17 protein-coding genes and 1 pseudogene are annotated in these 18328 nt (G+C 45.6%); 13 read left to right on the top strand and 5 right to left on the bottom strand.

The features are described from left to right. Nucleotides 1–77: 77 nt before the first annotated feature. Nucleotides 78–2519: a DNA gyrase subunit A gene (gyrA, locus tag MHB37_RS21245; protein ID WP_076127599.1), complete on the top strand. Its 2442-nt coding sequence runs from the start codon at nucleotides 78–80 to the stop codon at nucleotides 2517–2519. 192 nt (nucleotides 2520–2711) lie between these two features. Further along, nucleotides 2712–3143 carry a MarR family winged helix-turn-helix transcriptional regulator gene (locus MHB37_RS21240; RefSeq protein WP_076127601.1) on the top strand — a complete coding sequence of 144 codons (432 nt, stop codon included), beginning with the start codon at nucleotides 2712–2714 and terminating at the stop codon, nucleotides 3141–3143. Between the two features lie 682 nt (nucleotides 3144–3825). Here the strand turns inward: MHB37_RS21240 and MHB37_RS21235 are convergent. Then, nucleotides 3826–4572, bottom strand: coding sequence for an RluA family pseudouridine synthase (locus tag MHB37_RS21235; protein ID WP_076219226.1), 747 nt, complete (start codon nucleotides 4570–4572; stop codon nucleotides 3826–3828). A 3-nt stretch (nucleotides 4573–4575) separates the two neighbouring features. Continuing rightward, the gene (locus tag MHB37_RS21230) at nucleotides 4576–5439 is read right to left on the bottom strand and encodes a class I SAM-dependent methyltransferase (RefSeq protein WP_076219227.1); all 864 of its coding nucleotides are present in this window, start codon (nucleotides 5437–5439) and stop codon (nucleotides 4576–4578) included. Nucleotides 5440–5670: 231 nt separating this feature from the next. On the opposite strand from MHB37_RS21230, the gene MHB37_RS21225 reads away from it, so the two are divergent. The 4 genes from MHB37_RS21225 to MHB37_RS21210 all read left to right on the top strand — a co-directional run bounded on the left by MHB37_RS21225 (nucleotide 5671) and on the right by MHB37_RS21210 (nucleotide 8345). Next, entirely contained in the window at nucleotides 5671–6501 is an 831-nt protein-coding gene (locus tag MHB37_RS21225) for a helix-turn-helix domain-containing protein (protein WP_076278319.1), read from the top strand. Nucleotides 6502–6586: 85 nt separating this feature from the next. Beyond that, nucleotides 6587–6952, top strand: a complete 366-nt coding sequence (locus MHB37_RS21220) for a VOC family protein (RefSeq protein WP_405168468.1) — start codon at nucleotides 6587–6589, stop codon at nucleotides 6950–6952. Nucleotides 6953–7123: 171 nt separating this feature from the next. Further along, complete coding sequence (locus MHB37_RS21215; protein WP_076127609.1) at nucleotides 7124–7576, top strand: flavodoxin; 453 nt, start codon at nucleotides 7124–7126, stop codon at nucleotides 7574–7576. Between the two features lies 1 nt (nucleotide 7577). After that, nucleotides 7578–8345: a hypothetical protein gene (locus MHB37_RS21210; protein WP_280753036.1), complete on the top strand. Its 768-nt coding sequence runs from the start codon at nucleotides 7578–7580 to the stop codon at nucleotides 8343–8345. 94 nt (nucleotides 8346–8439) lie between these two features. Here MHB37_RS21210 and MHB37_RS21205 read toward each other — a convergent pair whose 3' ends face one another. Continuing rightward, nucleotides 8440–9285: a GNAT family N-acetyltransferase gene (locus MHB37_RS21205; RefSeq protein WP_076127613.1), complete on the bottom strand. Its 846-nt coding sequence runs from the start codon at nucleotides 9283–9285 to the stop codon at nucleotides 8440–8442. An 81-nt stretch (nucleotides 9286–9366) separates the two neighbouring features. After that, nucleotides 9367–9660 carry a GNAT family N-acetyltransferase gene (locus MHB37_RS21200; RefSeq protein WP_076308376.1) on the bottom strand — a complete coding sequence of 98 codons (294 nt, stop codon included), beginning with the start codon at nucleotides 9658–9660 and terminating at the stop codon, nucleotides 9367–9369. Nucleotides 9661–9899: 239 nt separating this feature from the next. Here MHB37_RS21200 and MHB37_RS21195 point away from each other — a divergent pair, with 239 nt between their 5' ends. Together MHB37_RS21195 and MHB37_RS21190 are read left to right on the top strand one after the other, a co-directional pair. Beyond that, nucleotides 9900–10022, top strand: coding sequence for a hypothetical protein (locus MHB37_RS21195; RefSeq protein ID WP_405168467.1), 123 nt, complete (start codon nucleotides 9900–9902; stop codon nucleotides 10020–10022). Between the two features lie 1379 nt (nucleotides 10023–11401). After that, nucleotides 11402–12304: a helix-turn-helix transcriptional regulator gene (locus tag MHB37_RS21190; RefSeq protein ID WP_280753037.1), complete on the top strand. Its 903-nt coding sequence runs from the start codon at nucleotides 11402–11404 to the stop codon at nucleotides 12302–12304. 511 nt (nucleotides 12305–12815) lie between these two features. On the opposite strand, the gene MHB37_RS21185 is transcribed toward MHB37_RS21190, so the two are convergent. Then, nucleotides 12816–12908 carry a hypothetical protein gene (locus MHB37_RS21185; RefSeq protein WP_367946831.1) on the bottom strand — a complete coding sequence of 31 codons (93 nt, stop codon included), beginning with the start codon at nucleotides 12906–12908 and terminating at the stop codon, nucleotides 12816–12818. Between the two features lie 8 nt (nucleotides 12909–12916). Here MHB37_RS21185 and MHB37_RS21180 point away from each other — a divergent pair. The 5 genes and pseudogenes from MHB37_RS21180 to MHB37_RS21160 form a co-directional block, all read left to right on the top strand. After that, a pseudogene (locus MHB37_RS21180) lies at nucleotides 12917–14287 on the top strand (ABC transporter substrate-binding protein); the annotation flags it as partial. Between the two features lie 64 nt (nucleotides 14288–14351). Beyond that, entirely contained in the window at nucleotides 14352–15305 is a 954-nt protein-coding gene (locus MHB37_RS21175; RefSeq protein WP_076130810.1) for an ABC transporter permease, read from the top strand. A 16-nt stretch (nucleotides 15306–15321) separates the two neighbouring features. Then, on the top strand, nucleotides 15322–16245 hold the full coding sequence (gene opp4C, locus MHB37_RS21170; protein WP_405168466.1) for an oligopeptide ABC transporter permease: 924 nt from the start codon (nucleotides 15322–15324) through the stop codon (nucleotides 16243–16245). Between the two features lie 11 nt (nucleotides 16246–16256). Next, entirely contained in the window at nucleotides 16257–17240 is a 984-nt protein-coding gene (locus tag MHB37_RS21165) for an ABC transporter ATP-binding protein (RefSeq protein ID WP_076130798.1), read from the top strand. Beyond that, entirely contained in the window at nucleotides 17233–18198 is a 966-nt protein-coding gene (locus MHB37_RS21160) for an ABC transporter ATP-binding protein (protein ID WP_036685744.1), read from the top strand. The genes MHB37_RS21165 and MHB37_RS21160 overlap by 8 nt, the downstream gene beginning before the upstream one ends. The last annotated feature ends 130 nt before the right edge of the window (nucleotides 18199–18328 follow it).

Below are 18328 nucleotides of genomic sequence, written 5' to 3'. Positions count from 1 at the left end.
TCCAAAAAGCTCTGAAGTACCTGAGAATCACCACACTATTTTAAAACGGGCAGTTTGAGGAACAGAAGGTGAGCAAAGTGAGTAGTTTATCAGAACAATTTTTGCCGGCATTTCTGGAAGAGGTCGTCGGTGACCGCTTTGGTCGGTATTCCAAATATATTATTCAGGACCGGGCAATCCCCGATGTCCGTGATGGACTTAAACCCGTGCAGCGCCGGATTCTTTATGCGATGTACGACTCCGGCAACACCCCTGACAAGCCATACCGCAAGTCAGCCAAAACTGTCGGAGATGTAATGGGTAATTACCATCCACATGGTGACTCCTCTATTTACGATGGTATGGTACGTATGGCACAGCCTTGGAAAATGGGGCATGTGCTAGTTGACGGTCACGGCAACTGGGGCTCCATGGACGATGACCCAGCAGCGGCAATGCGTTATACAGAGGCACGGCTGTCTCCCATTGCAATGGAGATGATGCGTGATATCGAGAAGCGGACGGTCTTGTTTAAAGATAACTTTGACAATACCGCCAAAGAGCCTGTTGTGGTTCCTTCCCGGTATCCGAATCTGCTCGTAAATGGCACGAGTGGGATTTCTGCTGGTTTTGCCACTGAAATTCCGCCACATAATCTGCGTGAAGTAATTGACGCTTGTATCGCAGTGATGCAGAAACCAAATATTGAGCTGGAAGAAATTATGACCTTCATGAAAGGTCCGGATTTCCCTACAGGCGGCACAATCATGGGCGGAGACGGCATCATGGATGCTTACCGCACAGGTAAAGGCCGTATTTACCTGCGCTCCAAAACAGAGATTGAGAATATGCGGGGCGGCAAGCAGCAAATCGTGATCACGGAAGTTCCATTCCAGATTGTAAAATCACGGTTGGTTACTTCCATGGAAAATATTCGGCTGGAGAAAAAGATCGATGGCATTGCCGAGGTTCGTGATGAGAGCGGTCGTGAGGGACTGCGGATTGTAGTCGAACTCAAAAAAGAGGCTGATGCTCAAGGCGTATTGGCGTATCTGCTCAAAAAAACCGATCTTCAAATCACCTATAACTTCAATATGGTTGCTATTGTTAACAAAGCACCTCAGCAGCTTGGTCTAAAAGCCATCCTGGAAGCTTATATCGCGCATCAGCGTGAAGTTGTGACTCATCGCACCCAGTTCGATCTGGAACGCGCTGAAGACCGTGCTCATGTCTTAGAGGGCTTAGTTAAAGCACTAAACATTCTGGATGAGGTTATCGCTGCGATCAAAGCGTCGAAAAATCGTCAGGATGCTCAGAACAATCTCGTATGGATGTTCGGCTTCAGTGAACGCCAAGCCGATTCGATCCTTACTTTGCAATTGTATCGTCTGACCAATCTGGAGATCACTTCACTCCAGAAAGAGTTAGATGAAATGATGGCAAAGATTACACATCTGCGCGGCATTTTGGATAGCGACAAAAAGCTAGTTGCTGTAATTCGTAAGGAACTGCTGGAGATTCGCGACAAATACGGCATTGATCGCCGTTCTCTGATCCAAGGCGAAGTCGAGGAGCTCAAGGTTAGCCTTGAAGCGCTGGTCAATGCGGAGGATGTGCTCGTTGCTCTTTCAGCAGATGGATATATTAAGCGGACTAGTATGCTTTCCTTCACCCGTTCTGGTGGGGAGCGTCATACCTCAGGCGTCAAAGAAGGCGATCATATCGTCAGGCTGCTGGATGTAAATACCCGTGACAGTCTGCTGGTATTTACCCGCAAGGGGCAATACTTCTTGCTTCCTGTGCACCAGATTCCGGAGTTTAAATGGAAAGAGCCTGGTACAGCGATTGTGAATGTTATTGGATTGTCTAAAGGAGATGGAATCGTTAGTGTGATTCCGGTGAATAATCTAGATGATCCGCAGCAGAGCCTTGTGTTTGTCACCCGCCGGGGTCAGGTGAAGCGTACAGAGCTCAAGGAATACTCTACAAGCCGTTCTGGAGCTGTAGCGGCCTGTAAGGTAGCCGAGGGTGATGAGATCATTACAGTGGCTTCTAGTACGAATGACAAGGACATTGTGCTGGTCACCCGTGAGGGAATGAGTATCCGATTCCATGAGAATGAGGTTAACCCTATGGGTCGCGTTGCATCCGGTGTAAGAGGAATTCAGCTGCGCGAGGGCGACGAGGTGATTTCCTGCTTCTGGGTCAGCGAAGATGAAGGCGAAATCCTTGCTATTTCTGATATTGGTTATGCGAAACGTTCATTACTTGTGGATTATCCATCACAAAGCCGTGGTGGCAAAGGAATGCCAACCTTCGAATTCAAGGAAGGCAAACGAATACGTCCAAATGGCAGCAGGTTAGCAGGGGCTTTCTATTGCAAGGAGCCATTAGAACTGAATGCCGTTACCCGTGAGAATGCCCACCATACGTTCTCCTCTGAATCAGCGCCGCTGGGCGAGCGTCGTTCTACAGGCAAACAGATTGTAGCTGTGGAGAAAAAGGATGAGATCATAAATCTTTTCCCATCAGTTCATTAAAACTAGCGATTAACAAGTGATTTTATAACGGCGTTTAGTCCGCTCTTTTGGAGGGTTGACTAAGCGTCGTTTTTTATTTTTTTATGCTGAAGGTCCGGCAGATTTATTTTTTCTTCGTTTGCAGGAAATGGAAGTTGTTTCGCGAAAATGTAGATATACCGGATAGAACCGCGAGGAAAGGAAGGAATAAGTGTGCATGCTTCTGAATTCAGTAAAATTTGGCATAAGATTTTAAAAGATTATAAATTACATATGGACAGTAATCTTGCTCCAACGCTGACGGATGCCCAACTTACTGTACTTGAACTGCTTCAGGAACGCGACGCCATGAAGCCTTCTGATCTGGCTCCACATTTGGCGACCAGTCCTGCAGCGGTTACGATGTTACTTGATCGGATGGAGAAACATGAGCTTATTGTGCGGGAAAGAGATGCTTCGGACCGGCGGATTGTATGGGTGAGTATAACGGAGACTGGAATGGAAGAAACTGCACGGGGTCTAAAGATCCGCAGTGATTTTTTTGCGGAAGCGCTTGATCCGATCTCCTCTCATAACCAACAGTTACTGCTCTACTTAATGGGCAAAATGGTTGTTACAACTACACCGGAGGGTTCTACACCTTGAAGCAAATAGCTTGGCTGTATCACTAGTGCATTTAGAGTATGTAGAAGCGTTTAGAGTATGTAGAAGCGTTTAGAGTGTTTTAGAGTGTTTTAGAGCAATTAGAGGCATCTAGATGTATTTAGTTGTATTTAGTTGTATTTTGTACAGCTATTGTTTGCTATTTACTCGAGTGATGAAATATAACTGTATTTTATACAACTATTTTCTTGATTTACTTCTCTTTTTGCAGTTTCCCTGATTTTTAATTGTAAAGAGTACACTTAAAATCCGATCTATTGCTTTTTTATTCGGAATAAGTGTATAGAGTGCAGTTATCTTACTTTCATTTCAGATTCCAACTAGGATCCACTGCTGATCCACTGCTGATCAACTACTGATCAACTGCTGATCCACCGCTAAACAGAGCGGTGGATCGTTAGCTAAGTTCAGGCTGGAAGGTGGAAGGAATGTTTAATCTCGAAGGGATTTTTAATCTCAAAGGGATATTCAATGCCCGGCTGGAATAATCGGACTAAGCATTCGTGCGGAGCTAGGAAGAACACTCCAACGTGGACCCTCTTCCCATATTCTGTTCATGTAGCAGACGCAGAAACAAAAACAAGGCAGTGATTCTCCACTAACCGGAGAGTCACTGCCTTGTTTTAAATAACAGGGTTTGTTTCATTGCCTAAAAAGGGCTGCTTCAGGACAGCCCTTCTTGTAGTGTTTCACGCGGCCACAGATCCCAAGGATGGGTTTGTGGGGGCAGAGAGATGAGTTCCACTTCTTCTTTTGTAACAGGGTGAGGGAATCCTACAAGTGCTGACCATAACGCAATTTGTTGCCCCGGTCTGTTCACTGAAGCCCCGTACTTCTGATCACCGTATAATGGACAGCCGATCGAACTCAGCTGCACCCGAATTTGGTGGGAACGCCCTGTAAGTAAATCAATCTTAAGCAGGCTGTATCCTTCTGCACTGTCAAGCACTGTGTAATCCAGAATTGCTTCCTTGCCGCCGGGAGTTCCTTTTCGAACCACGGTGACGGTGTTACTCTTTGCGTCTTTAAGCAGCGTATCTGTAAGACGGCCACGAGTGGCTGGCGGTTTACCATGCACGACTGTTAAATACACCTTATGAAAGCCGTGAGTACGGACACTCTCGGATAGTCTTGAAGCCGCTTTGGAAGTCTTGGCAAAAATCATTGCGCCCCCAACCGGTCGATCCAAACGGTGGACCAGACCTATATAGACGTTGCCGGGTTTGTTGAAACGTTCCTTCACATCTTCTTTCAGCAGGTTCAGCAGGTCAGGATCTCCTGTTGCATCCTCCTGAACAGGAATATTCACGGGTTTTACAATCCCCAGAAGATGGTTGTCTTCGTACAACACTTCAAAGCGTTGCGATCCGCCGCTTACAGCCTCATTGTTGCCGGAACTATGCTGTGTCATGGCTTACGCCTCCCAGCGACCCAGGATACCACATGGCAGGTTCATGCCGGAGGAGGTGATCGGAAGACCGATTTCGCCGGAGGTAAGTTTTCCGCCATAACGTTTGCCCATGGTCATAGACAACATGTTGCGCAGTACAGTTGGAGAAATTCCTGTGGTGTAGGAATTAATGAGCGTGAACAAAGGGTTGTCGCTCATAATCTCCATACAGCTCTCAAGGAAAGGATACAAGCTTGATTCAAGCTTCCACATTTCTCCACCAGGTCCTCTTCCGTAAGAAGGAGGGTCCATAATAATCGCATCATATTTGCTGCCGCGGCGTTGTTCACGTTGTACGAACTTGAATACATCATCCGTGATAAAGCGGACTGGACGTTCTCCAAGACCAGACAGCTGAACGTTTTCTTTCGCCCACTGCACCATACCTTTGGCTGCATCCACGTGAACGACAGACGCACCGGCACTCGCCGCTGCCACAGTAGCTCCACCTGTGTAAGCAAAAAGATTCAGCACTGAAATTGGACGGTTAGCCGCTGCAATCTTGTCCATCATCCAGCTCCAGTTGGCTGCTTGTTCCGGGAATAGTCCTGTATGCTTGAAGTTTGTAGGACGTAAGTGGAATTTTAATTTACCATAGCTAATCTTCCAATCGTCCGGAATGGTTTTTTTCATTTCCCATTGTCCGCCACCAGCGGAGGAACGGTGATAATGTCCGTGCACATCACGCCATTTAGCGGTCTCATTATTTAGAGGCCAAATAATCTGTGGATCAGGACGACGCAAGATAATATCGCCCCAGCGTTCGAGCTTCTCTCCACCGCCTGTATCAATTACTTCATAGTCTTTCCAATCGCTCGCTATATACATGATTTAATCCATCCTTCAAAAAAATTCATTTAGCCTTTATTGTACAACATTTCACCTGATTGCTACAAACAAATTACACCTCAACCAGCTTCACCAATAATTTTGTCCAATGCTAATGAAGTGTATAATATTCCCATGCTTATGCGGCTATTCAACTGGTGCTGCAAGACTTGATTGTGTATGATCAGATAGTAGAGTTCTTACCCTATTTACGATCGGAGAACTAAAGCTATGTTCAATCTCTCACCGCTGTATTTCCCTATAACTGCAAAACCCAACCACACTAGTGAGTTTCTGCCCAGCCATGCCTTGCAGCCGTTTATTCGCTGTTTTTGGGGTTCTGTAGATGTGGAGTCTATACAACAACCTGAGACGGAGACAATAATTCCGGACACCTGTATGGATATTATTTGGGATTTGGATAGAGAATCAGGCAATACAAACACTTTTTTCTCCGGCATTAATGACACTCCATTTGAAGTCTCTTCAGACAGAAAGCCAGGGGGGAGTTCAACCTTTGGTATCCGATTTCATTTCTGGGCGGTTCATTTTTTTGCAGATGATCATCTGCGGAATGTCTTGAATGCACATGTCGATGTAGAACAATATTTTGGCACTTTTAAAAAAGAGCTTGGTCATCTATTGGAGAAAGTAAACTCGATGGACGAAAGGATTGCAGCCGCTGAAGCCTATCTGCTTCGTCGTCTAGAGCGTAGAGGGCGGACTAACGATCGGATGATGAACGCAGTCTATACTATGGTTAAACAAAAAGGGATTGTGACCGCAGAGGATTTGGAGACCAGTTCTAATTTAAGCAGACGACAACTTGAACGGCTTTTTCAAGAATATATAGGTGTATCGCCCAAAAAAACAGCAGATCTCGTGCGGTTTCAGAATGTATGGCGTGAGATGTGTCATTTACCTGGGCAGACAAAGAATATGCAGGATCTTATTTTCGCGTATGGTTACAGTCACCAGTCCCATTTTATCAATAATTTCAAAAAATATGCAGGAAGAACCCCACTTGAAGCCTTGGTCTATGCAGGCCGAAGAATGTCGTAATTTTGCAATACAAAGCGTGTCAACCTTGTTAGACTAAACCCAAGTAAGAAATGAGACATATTATGAGAATGAGAGGGGACAAGTTATGATTTCGACTTTTGAAGGGACTAACATTTACACTAAAGATACTGCGGTGTCAGCTAAATTTTATACGGAGGTACTAGGAATTCCTATGCCTTTCGAAGGTTACGGTAATTTCGACGGGGCAAAGCTTGGTTTTGACAAGAAACAGCCGGGAATTATTATTTGGGATGCTGCAAAGTGGGAAAATCTTACGACAGGTTTTGTTAATTTAGTATTCGGCTGTGATAATCTGGATGAGACATACGAGCAGTTGAAAGCTAAGGGACTGGATTGTCAGCCACCTGTTACGATGGAATATGGCGGTAAAGAAATGAATTTTCGTGATCCTGATGGGAATCACATAACCTTGCTGGAAGGTGCTTATTAAGCTTCTTTTTAAGAAAAATGAGACGGAGCGCAAACCTCAACCGTGTGTAATAACGGGGAGTTTGCGTTTTTTTAACTTTATTTATTGACAATGATAATCATTATCAAATAGAATGAGGTGAAGCGTATATGATTTAAATTTAAGGTGTTAGTAGGGGAGGAACAGGAGTTTATGGCTAAAGTGCTTGTGGCATATGCTAGTTTAACTGGCAACACTGAGGAAATGGCTGAATTGATTGTAGAAGGAATACGCCAAGCAGGCGGTGAGGCTGTTTTGAAGTCGGTCACTGAATGTAATGCGATTGAGATAAAATCATATGAAGGCGTTCTGCTAGGGGCATACACTTGGGGAGACGGAGAGTTGCCGGATGAATCTCTTGATTTCTATGAGGAGATGGATGAACTTGATTTGACTGCTATGAAGTCAGCAGTTTTTGGTAGTGGAGATACAGGCTACGCCATTTATTGTGGGGCAGTGGATGTTATCGAGGAGAAGCTAAAGGAGCGTGGAGCAGTCATTTTGCAAGATAGCCTAAAGATTGAGTATGGCCCGAATGCTGCCGAAAAAGAAGCCTGCCGTCAATTCGGACGTCAATTCATCGAAGCCTGTATGGCGGTAACCTAAGATGGGTGGGCCAGTGGGAAGTTGGTTTAACAAACCAAGGGATGTACATACCCCTCCGTATAAACGGCTGCACGATTATCGCATGGAGCATATTATGCTGGGCGGGACTGAGAATTTAGCTAGCGGAGCGCCAGCGACGGGGCTCCCACGCTGGCGCCAGCAGGTTCAATATGCTGTGGGGCATACACTTAATGACTTCTATAGTCTGTTGCCGGAAGTGCGAAGAGAGACACCTATACAATTTCTGTTAGAGCGCCGGTGGCCTCCTAGGGGAGATGCTTTTCCCTCCCTTTTGCAATATTGGGATATCAAAACGAGTGTAGCTGATGAGCTTATGCGTATCGTTTCAAGCAATCATCTACAGGAGATTCCAGTGATGTTATATGAACAGTGGCATGTTCCAGTTCCAGCGCTGAATTTGGAGTTATCGATGATTACGCAGCTGGCTTGGAACTCTTCAAAAAGTGGCCGAAGCGTGAACATTCAGAAATTTATGGTTAATGGCAATGAGGATATCATCACTGGATTTATGCATATGGCCAATGTTTTTTGCCATCATGCTTATGGTGAGCCAGCGGAGACCGTGGAAGTTTTCTCGCTGCTGGATGGACGTAAATACTGCTTTGATGGAGAGGCAATCTCGATTATGGAGTCACTGGATTATGTGCGTCTGTTATCCGTATTTCTTGAGCGGGAAGTGTTAGCTGACGGTTCCTTAAGCTGCAGCGATCGTAGAAATGAGAGAGGCGAAGCGAATTATTTACTATAATAAATAGACCTCCTTATCTGCAGGTTAGAACACCAGCAAGTAAGGAGGTCTTATTGTGACTGCTTTATTAAAATCTCAAGAGTAGGTCTGGGGATTAGCCGATATATCGGTAATAATCCTGTTTATTCTGAATGACAAAGCCGCAGCTCTCATACAGCTTAAGTGCATTGGGATTATCCAGTGCGACCTCCAGATTTACACCATTATAATTTTTGCGCTCTCGTTCGATGGTCTGAAGAAGGGCGCTGCGGCCAATGCCAAGCCCACGTAGCTTTTTGTCGACTGTAAATCCATAGATCCAGGATTCATTATCTTCAGTCCACACTCGCATCTTCCCAACAGGCCTGCCGTCCATCTCGATCATAATATTCTCTTGCATACCTTCCTGTTTGTGCAACTCATACTGCTCTGCAGCATCTTCTGTCTTCATATCAAAACCTCCACAATCCAGTTCGACTAGAATGTGTGCCTCTTCTTCACGAGCTGGCCGTAAGACGACAGTCCCTGTTGCTGAGCTGACATCAGATGACACCATGGAATTGCCATCCCATTTCATTTGATATTCAGCGTGATTGAACTGCAGAGGCAAGGTTTGCAGGAAAGCAGTTCCGGATGAAGAAGCGGCGGGTGCATTTAGAAGAAGAGTAGAGACTTTATTGCGCTTGATTATGGTTTGTGCTCGGTTCCACAGAGAGGTGAAGATTCCGCGTCGACGGTAGCCTGGCCGAACCATGCCACAGACCTCCATATCGCTTCCAAAACCATAGAGTCCCAAGAAACCGACCAGTAATTCGTCCTCATAAGTCACGAGCCATTCCGTATCACCTGCGCTTGATGGCTGGCGGAGCATATCCCAATTCAGTTTTAATGAAATTCCTTCATATTGCTCACAGCGTTGTTGTAATTCCTCAATATTCTTAAAAGTGTCGGCAGTCGTCAAACCCGTTTCCCCCTAAAGTGTATTTGAACTATTATAAGTTCGCATAGTTACTAAAAAAGCTTCGCGGAAACGGGAGCAGGTTTAAGCTCTCCCGCCAGTATTCCCGCTCAGCACGTCTTTGTACTCCGGGTGCTTCTCGAATTGATGCGCAGCATAGGAGCATACGGGTACAATTTTTAAATTCTCATTCCGAGCCTTGTCCACAACAGCACGTACAAGCTCTTGTCCAGTACCTTGACCGCGCAGTTCTTCGGAGACACGAGTGTGGTCAATGACCAATTCCCCGGTTCCTTTATCCAAACTGTATGTGATTTCGGCAAGGTCCTTACCGTCATTAGCAACAAAAAAACGTCCGTTTTCATTTTGAATTTGCATCTTATGGCTTCACTCCTAATTAGTTATTGCCTATATTTTACTACCATGAATTGCAAAAAGCGAGGAGCGAACCAGATTGATTGTTCTTCGGGCTGATTGTTGTTTTCCTTGTTACCCGAGGATCGCTGCACTGCATTTTTGTTCATGTGGGCAACATGGCTATAGCAGAATATGAGCAAGTGAAAGTTAACTAACCTCGAGTATTTGTTTTGGTAAGTTGAAAACTGGGAACGCTGGGAATGCTGGGAATGCTGGGAACGCTGGGAACACTGGGAATGCTGGGAACGCTGGGAACGCTGGGAACGCTGGGAACGCTGGGAACGCTGGGAACGCTGGGATGCTGGGAATGCTGGGAACGCTAGGAACGCTGGAATCCCGGAACCCCGGAACCTCAGAACGCTGGAACCATGGAACCCCCGAACCCTTGGAACCTCGGAACCTCAGAACCTCAGAACGCTGGATCCATGGAACCCCGAACCCTTAACTCTCGCTTGTCCTAATCTCTGCGGAATCTAACGGACCCAATTGACGCTATTTGCACATTTTTAGTCATTTGTGCAAAGTTTCGGACCCCAGTGCAGCTATTCCTTTGGAATAGGCGCGAAATAGGCATTTTTAATGCCCATAGCGCCTATGGAGTCCGATAACATGCTGAAAATGGGATAATACTGCGAATACGGTCAACTGTGTCCGATAGCGTAGGATCCTAATCCGCCGCAGAAGCTTACGGACCAGAGTCCTAATCCCCCGCTGATGCTTACGGTCCAGAATCCTAATTCCCCACTGATGCTTAGGGACCCAGCAGACGCTATTTGCACATATTTAGCCTTTTGAGTAAAGTTTCGGACCCCAGTGCAGCTATTCCTTTGGAATAGGCACGAAATAGGCCTATTTTATGCCCATAGCGCCTATGGAGTCCGATAGCATGCTGAAAAGAGGATAATACTGCAAATAAGGTCAACTGTGTCCGATGGAAGAGTATCCTAATCTCCCGCAGGAGCTTACGGACCCAATAGACGTTATTTGCACAAGGTCAACTGACCGATGGAACAAAATCCTAAACCTCCGTAGAACCTCTCGGACCCAGCAGACGCTATTCGCACATATTTAGCCTTTTGAGTAAAGTTTCGGACCCCAGTGCAGCTATTCCTTTGGAATAGGCACGAAATAGGCATTTATAGTGTCAATAGCGCCTATGGAGTCCGATAGCACACAAAAAAGGGGATAATACTGCGAATAAGGTCCACTGTGTCCGATAGAGCAGAGTTTTGATCTCCCGCTGGAGATTACGGACCCAGCAGACGCTATTAGCACAAGGTCCACTGTGTCCGATAGAGCAGAGTCTTGATCTCCCGTTGGAGATTACGGACCCAGCAGACGCTATTAGCACAAGGTCAACTGTGTCCGATAGAGCTGAGTCTTGATCTCCCGCAGGAGATTACGGACCCAGCAGACGCTATTAGCATAAGGTCAACTGAGTCCGATAGCGCAGAGTCCTGATCTCGCGCTGAAGCCTACGGCAGACGCCATTAGCACAAGCTCAGTTGTGTCCGATAGCGTCCACGCTAACGGAAATGACAGCTAAACCAGCGTGCAATGCAGAGAATTCGGTGCTGAAATAGCAGCTAATGAATTTTTATGCACTCCCGTTTATAGAGTAGCTTGCGTATTCTCAGGATAATACAATAAGATTAAGAGAATATCTCACTACTGAAAAGAACCGCTAGCAGGAGGAATCATTGTGGAATACAAGGTTGAGGTTGAATTTGGATCGATTTATGAATTGTTGAACAGCTTACATACTTATCTCTGCAAAAAATCCTATAAGAAGATTGATTTAGGGGTAGCGTGGGCTAATGAAATTGAAAGCACGCTCAGTGAAGAGCTGTTATCCCGTTTGAAAGAAACCGAACTAAACAATGAGTGGAAAATGTTGAATCTGCTCATTTACTGTTGTCCATTTAAAGATGATGTAGACAGTGTGTTGAACTGGATTGAAGGGTTATCGGTTGGCGAGCTATATGAGACCTTATCAAAATATGTAAAGGTATTTCCAAGCCATATGGAGGATTACCGTAACCGCGTAGTATTTTTACTCTCCGAGTGGAACCGCCAGTACTTTAGCCAATGCAATCCTGCGATTTTGAGCAAACTGCAGCAGCATGCGGATTCCAAGAACATGGAGCTTAATGGACTGGACACTGCGGATTTCGTGAACAAGACGACCAACGGATTTTACTTCATGCCTACGGATGGGCTTAAGAAGCTCGTACTGATTCCACAGTATCATTTTCAGCCTGCTAATATTATCTATTGCTACGGTGAATTAACGATCTGCCATTATGCGGCGTGGATATCGATGGAGAATGAGGAACTCTCCCCTTTTATGTACAGAGCGATCCGTAGTCTGAGTGAAAAAAGCCGGCTAAAAATCCTCCAAGCCCTTAGTGGTGGCCGTAAGACGTTTACCGAAATTGTTAAGCATGCGGGGATCTCGAAGGGGATTGTGCATGATCATATTTTTAATCTTCGTTGTGCAGGTTTACTTCATGCCTATATTGAAGGGGAGAATGTCACCGGATACAGTCTGCGTCTTGAAGGCATTCATCGGATGAATGAGCAGCTATTCGAGTATTTGAAATAATGATTTTTAAAAAATATAACCGCCTGAAAGCCAGGACTTCTCTTATGCAGAGAGGGTTTTGGCTTTTTTTATTTATTTTAATTATCGCCTAATTCTGTTTATGGAGAATTTTTTTGAAGTTCTCTCTTTACAGAACTAAAAAACCTTTCTATAATGAACATCAGATGTTATTCATACTTAACGGGTAGGAATTATAGTTATTATTCTATTCAGAGAGAAAAGGGAGATAGGTACATGAGAAAAAATGCGATTGTAATCACTTCATTGCTGCTTACGGGGTCACTGTTACTTTCTGCTTGCGCTAACAACAGTAATAACGAATCCTCATCCGCAAACAATGCGGCTGCAGGCTCCAATTCAACCAATGTGGAAGCAACCACTGCACCAGAGATTGTTCCTGCGGGTGCTCTAAGCGAACCTTTTACTGCCACGGATTTATCCAAACTTCCAGCGGTGGCCCAAAAACGTACAGATACCATTATCGTCGGACTTACGGACCCAAGCGGAGCGTTCACTCCTTATTTTCAACAAAGTGGTTATGATGGCAATGTCTCTTCACTGCTATACGCTTCTCTCGTAACTGTTGATGACAAAGGCGTTCCAACGCCGGAGCTTGCGGAGAGCTGGGATGTTTCGGATGATCAGCTTACATACACTTTCCACTTGAGAAAAGATTTGAAATTCAGCGACGGTTCACCGTTAACAGCGGATGATGTGGCATTTACATGGACGATCCAATACGACAAATCGTATGACGGTAGCTCCCAGCTTCCATCGCTAAATGTTAAAGGCGGCAAAGCCTATAAGGAAGGTACATCCCCTACAGTTGAGGGCATTAAAGTAATTGATCCACAGACGATCTCAGCAACCCTTGAGCAACCAAACGCAACGGCGCTGGTACAGCTCGGCTCGAATGTACTGTCGAAAGCTTACTATGGCAAGGACTATAAAATTGGAAATCTTGAATACATTAAAAAGCTGCATGAGAAGCCACTTGGCGATGGACCTTACAAGCTGGAGAAATTTATTCCAGGTCAAGAAGTGCGTTTTGTAGCGAATGAGAATTATTTCAAAGGTAAACCAAAGACGGAGCATTTCATCTACAAAACTACGGAAGGCGACGTATGGCAGTTCGTAGAAACTGGTGAAGTGGACTACGCTTCCTTTAGTGCGACAGACGAGAATATCGAGAAGCTGAAAGCACTCGGTTTTGTGAATATTATTCCTTACACTCCAAGCACCTATGGTTACTTGCAAGTTAACCTGAAGCATGAGCAGCTCAAGGATAAGCTTGTACGTCAAGCTATTGTGTACGGTTTGGATCGTCAGAGTATTTATGTGGATGCAGCGCAAGGTGCAGGTTCTATTGCCAACATCCCGGCATCGCCGATTTCCTGGTCTTACACTGAGGAAGGCATTAATCCTTACAAATATGATCCGGAAAAAGCAAAACAATTACTCGATGAAGCTGGCTGGACGGTAGGCGCGGGGGGGATCCGTGAAAAAGATGGCAAACCGCTGTCCATCCATTACCTCGGTTCGAAGAGTAAAAACACAGATATTTTCATCGCTGTAGCTAAAGAGAATTTTGAAGCGCTGGGTATCGAATTCCAGCCTGAGGTTTTCGCAGACTTTAACTCACTGGTATCGAAAGTAGAAGGTGGGGACTACGATCTCGTATCCTTCTCCACAAGCATGTTGACTGATCCGTCTGACGGGTTCATGCAATTCTTCGATGGAGAAATCACGGATTATGACAATCCGAAATTCCTGGAGCTGTACAACAAAGCCTTGGCCACTACTGATATTGAGGCACGCAAAGCGGTATATAAAGAGCTGTATCAGCTTTTCAATGATGAACTGCCTATTATTTTCACAAGTTATAAAAAGACAGTATACGCCTATAACGGACGTATTGAGAATCTATCGGTCAGCCCGTTCATCGGTCTTGCTGGCAGTCTGCCAACTTGGAACCTGAAATAAATAAACCAGTGTCCCCTGCCCTGACTGGATTCAAAGGCAGGGGACGAATCATAAGGAGTCTGTCATGAGCGCTTATTTATCGAAAAGACTGTTGTACATGGTCATCATCTTATTTGCGGCATCATTATTGATCTTCTGTCTGTATGCTTCAACTCCCGGTGACTTCATAACCGGAAATATTAAATTGACCGCTGAACGCAAAGCTGAGCTGCGTGAAATCTACGGCTTAAACAAGCCTGTGCTTGAACGGTATGGGATCTGGATGAAGAATGCGCTGCATGGTGATTTCGGGTATTCCTTAGCCCAACAAAAGCCTGTGCTGCAGCTTTTTAATGATTATATTTGGAATTCCTTTCTGCTGGCTGCCGTATCTACGTTTCTGACGTGGGTGATTGCGGTCATTATTGGCGTCATCTCTGCCTATAAGCAGTATTCATGGTTCGATACACTCGTGATGATCGCTATATTCGCAGCCATGTCGCTGCCGTCATTTTTTATAGGCTTATTCCTGATCAAAATCCTGGCCGTCGATCTCAAGTGGCTGCCTCCAGGTGGAATAATCACCACGGGTAGTAATGCTACGGGTTTGGCTTACTTTAAGGAGATCGTAACGCACATGACCCTTCCGGTTGTGGTTATGACCCTTCTGGGATTAGGTTCGCTCACCCGTTATTTCCGCAGCAATATGATCGATGTCTTAAAACAGGATTATATCCGTACGGCACGCGCCAAAGGCCTAAAAGAACGCAAGGTGCTCTTTACACACGCCTTACGTAATGCCTTACTGCCCGCAATTACACTGGTTGGTTTTGAGCTTCCGGCACTATTTGGCGGATCACTTATTATTGAGAAAATATTCAATTGGCCTGGGATTGGCCAACTGTATATGCAGTCCTTCGGACTAAGGGATTATCCTTTGCTGATGGGCTTTACGATGTTTATTGCCATACTTACCGTCATAGGAACGTTGCTTTCGGATGTTTTGTACCGGATTGCCGATCCTAGGGTTCGGCTATAGAGAGGAGGAAGCTGACGTGGCAGTTCAAAGTAATGTAGCTGGGATTGCGAAGCCGCAGACCACCAAAGGAAAATCCTCTTTATTCCGGCAATCTATGCGGAGGTTGCTGAAGAACAAGCTGGCGGTATCCGGATTTGTGGTGGTGATCTTTATGTTTGCGCTTTGTTTTATTGGTCCGCTGTTCTCACCCTATACGGATAACAAAATTAATATGGCCATGATGAACAAGGCACCCAATATGAAGCATTGGCTGGGCACTGATGCATTGGGCAGAGATATTCTGACCCGGGTAATGCAGGCGGGGCGCATTTCACTGACTGTGGGACTAGCATCAATGGTTCTTTCGGTGTTTATCGGTGCTCTTCTGGGGGCTATTGCTGGGTATTACCGCGGTATTGCTGATCAAATCATAATGCGGATTGCGGATCTTCTGTTGACGGTTCCGAGTCTGCCACTGCTCTTTATTTTTGGTGCGTTATTATCGGAGTGGAAGATTCCAACGGATTATCGGATGTATATCGTTATGCTGATGCTTAGTATTGTTAGCTGGCCGGGTATGGCACGTATGGTACGGGGGCAAATGCTTAGTCTGCGTGAACGTGAGTTTATGCAGGCGGCGGTAGTATTAGGCCTCCGTGACCGGCGTGAATTGTTTAATCATTTGCTGCCGAATATCGTTCCGTTGCTGATTGTTATGGCTACCCTTAACATCGGTGGCGCTATATTGAGTGAATCGGTTCTCAGCTTTTTTGGGCTAGGTGTTATGCCGCCAACTCCAACCTGGGGCAATATGATTGATGCTGCGAATAATATGATCGACTTTCAGGATCGGCCGTGGCTGTGGATTCCACCAGGGTTATCGATTTTTGCGACAGTGATCGCGATCAATATCTTTGGGGACGGACTCCGGGACGTGCTTGATCCTAAACAGAAGAGGTAGGTGACCCTCAGATGAGTGATTTAATGAATATAGACGGTCTAAGTACATACTTCTTCACGGAAGAAGGAAAAGTGAAAGCCGTTGATGATGTAAGCTTCCGTGTTCGCGAGGGAGAGACGGTATGTATCGTTGGAGAATCAGGCTGCGGCAAAAGCGTGACCGCGATGTCCATCATGGGGCTTGTTGAGGAACCCGGGGGCAAGGTAGCCCAAGGGAAAATTGATTTTCAGGGTGAAGATTTGTTGAAAATGGACAAAAACACACTGCGGACCATCCGCGGGAATGAGATCGCGATGATCTTTCAGGAGCCCATGTCCTCCCTTAATCCTGTAATCAAGATCGGTGAGCAAATCATGGAGCCGCTGATTGTACATTTGAAGATGAACAAGAAACAGGCGCGCATCCGGGCGATTGAACTAATTAAGCAGGTAGGCATATCACGACCAGAGCAAATTGCTGATAGTTACCCGCATGAATTAAGTGGAGGTATGCTGCAGCGGATTATGATTGCTATTGCCATTGCCTGCAGTCCAAAGCTATTGATTGCTGATGAACCGACTACGGCGCTGGATGTAACGATTCAAGCGCAAATTCTGGATATGCTGCGTGAAATTAAAGATAGCTCGGGCATGTCCATTCTACTAATCACCCATGATCTTGGCGTAGTGGCAGAGATGGCCGATTATGTGATTGTTATGTATTCCGGAAAGATTGTGGAGGAGGGGGAAGTTGTTGAATTGTTCAACAACCCCAAACATCCCTATACAAAAGGGCTGCTCAAATCGAAGCCGGTAATCAATCAGCGACAGGATGAGCTGTATTCCATACCAGGTCAAGTGCCAAATCCGCTTGAGCTGGTGCCCTCTTGTTATTTTCATGACCGCTGTGAGCATTGCATGCCTGTATGTGTCAGCCAGCAGCCCCAGCTTAAAGAGGTGGCCAGCAGACAAAAGGTAGCTTGCTGGTTGTATGAGGAGGCGGTTGTTCATGCCTGAAGCACTGCTTGAGGTCAATCATTTAAAGAAATATTTTCCTGTTACTAAGGGGCTCCTTAACCGAACCGTTGGGCATGTAAAGGCTGTTGACGATATTAGCATCACACTTCAACCTGGGGAAACGTTTGGGCTTGTAGGGGAATCTGGGAGCGGCAAAAGTACAGTCGGACGGACGATTTTACGGCTAACGGATAAAACGGCAGGTGAGATCAAGTTCAAAGGGATAGACATTCACTCCCTGTCGCCCGCTGAATTGCGCAATATTAGACCCCAAATGCAGTTGATCTTCCAAGATCCTTATAGCTCACTTAACCCACGGGTTCGTATAGGTGATGCCATTGGTGAAGCTTTACTGGATCATGGTCTATGCTCAAGGTCCGAGGTGCGAGATCTGGTGCTTGAAGCGCTAGCGGCTTGCGGGTTATCTTCTTATCATATTGATCGCTTTCCGCATGAATTCTCCGGGGGGCAGCGGCAGCGGATTGGGATCGCCCGTGCGCTTGTTTTGAATCCTGAGCTGATCATTGCAGACGAACCAGTTTCAGCACTGGATGTTTCCATCCAAGCACAGATTATTAATTTATTCAGTAAGCTCCAGCAGAGTCGAGGGTTAACGTATTTGTTTATCTCCCATGACTTGAGTGTTGTGGAGCATTTGTGTTCAAGAATCGGTGTCATGTACCTGGGCTCTATGATGGAGACGGCTTCAAGAGATGAACTGTTTAAGAATCCGCTCCACCCGTATACCAAAGCGCTGCTGTCGGCTGTTCCGATTCCTATTCCAAAGCTGAAAAGGGAAAGAATTGTACTTAAGGGAGATATTCCGAGTCCGGTAAACCCGCCTTCTGGCTGTAAATTCCATACCCGTTGTCCCTTTGCGCAAGAGGTTTGTAGATCTGAAATCCCGGTATTTCGTGATGTTGGCAGTAACCATTTTGTAGCTTGTCATTTAGTTTAATAGTTGTCACAAATATAGCAATGATTTACTCCTAAGACATGAATAATTAATGTTGAATTGTATAATAATACAATTTGACCTTATTTTTGCCTGGGCTCAAAAGTCGTGAGAGGTTTCAAAGCCAGGTCAA

The organism is Paenibacillus sp. FSL H3-0286 (assembly GCF_045040705.1).
Lineage (GTDB): Bacteria > Bacillota > Bacilli > Paenibacillales > Paenibacillaceae > Paenibacillus_AQ > Paenibacillus_AQ odorifer.
Note: the sequence above shows the minus strand (reverse complement) of the source record. Positions and strands in the feature narration are given on the sequence as shown.

What these genes read in the sequence shown, in the direction of transcription:
- MHB37_RS21230 (WP_076219227.1), bottom strand. Translation starts at nt 5,439, where the DNA reads ATGTATATAGCGAGCGATTGGAAAGACTATGAAGTAATTGATACAGGC.
- MHB37_RS21215 (WP_076127609.1), top strand. Translation starts at nt 7,124, where the DNA reads ATGGCTAAAGTGCTTGTGGCATATGCTAGTTTAACTGGCAACACTGAG.
- MHB37_RS21195 (WP_405168467.1), top strand. Translation starts at nt 9,900, where the DNA reads ATGCTGGGAATGCTGGGAACGCTGGGAACACTGGGAATGCTGGGAACG.
- MHB37_RS21225 (WP_076278319.1), top strand. Translation starts at nt 5,671, where the DNA reads ATGTTCAATCTCTCACCGCTGTATTTCCCTATAACTGCAAAACCCAAC.
- MHB37_RS21160 (WP_036685744.1), top strand. Translation starts at nt 17,233, where the DNA reads ATGCCTGAAGCACTGCTTGAGGTCAATCATTTAAAGAAATATTTTCCT.
- MHB37_RS21165 (WP_076130798.1), top strand. Translation starts at nt 16,257, where the DNA reads ATGAGTGATTTAATGAATATAGACGGTCTAAGTACATACTTCTTCACG.
- MHB37_RS21210 (WP_280753036.1), top strand. Translation starts at nt 7,578, where the DNA reads ATGGGTGGGCCAGTGGGAAGTTGGTTTAACAAACCAAGGGATGTACAT.
- MHB37_RS21220 (WP_405168468.1), top strand. Translation starts at nt 6,587, where the DNA reads ATGATTTCGACTTTTGAAGGGACTAACATTTACACTAAAGATACTGCG.
- MHB37_RS21175 (WP_076130810.1), top strand. Translation starts at nt 14,352, where the DNA reads ATGAGCGCTTATTTATCGAAAAGACTGTTGTACATGGTCATCATCTTA.
- MHB37_RS21235 (WP_076219226.1), bottom strand. Translation starts at nt 4,572, where the DNA reads ATGACACAGCATAGTTCCGGCAACAATGAGGCTGTAAGCGGCGGATCG.
- MHB37_RS21200 (WP_076308376.1), bottom strand. Translation starts at nt 9,660, where the DNA reads ATGCAAATTCAAAATGAAAACGGACGTTTTTTTGTTGCTAATGACGGT.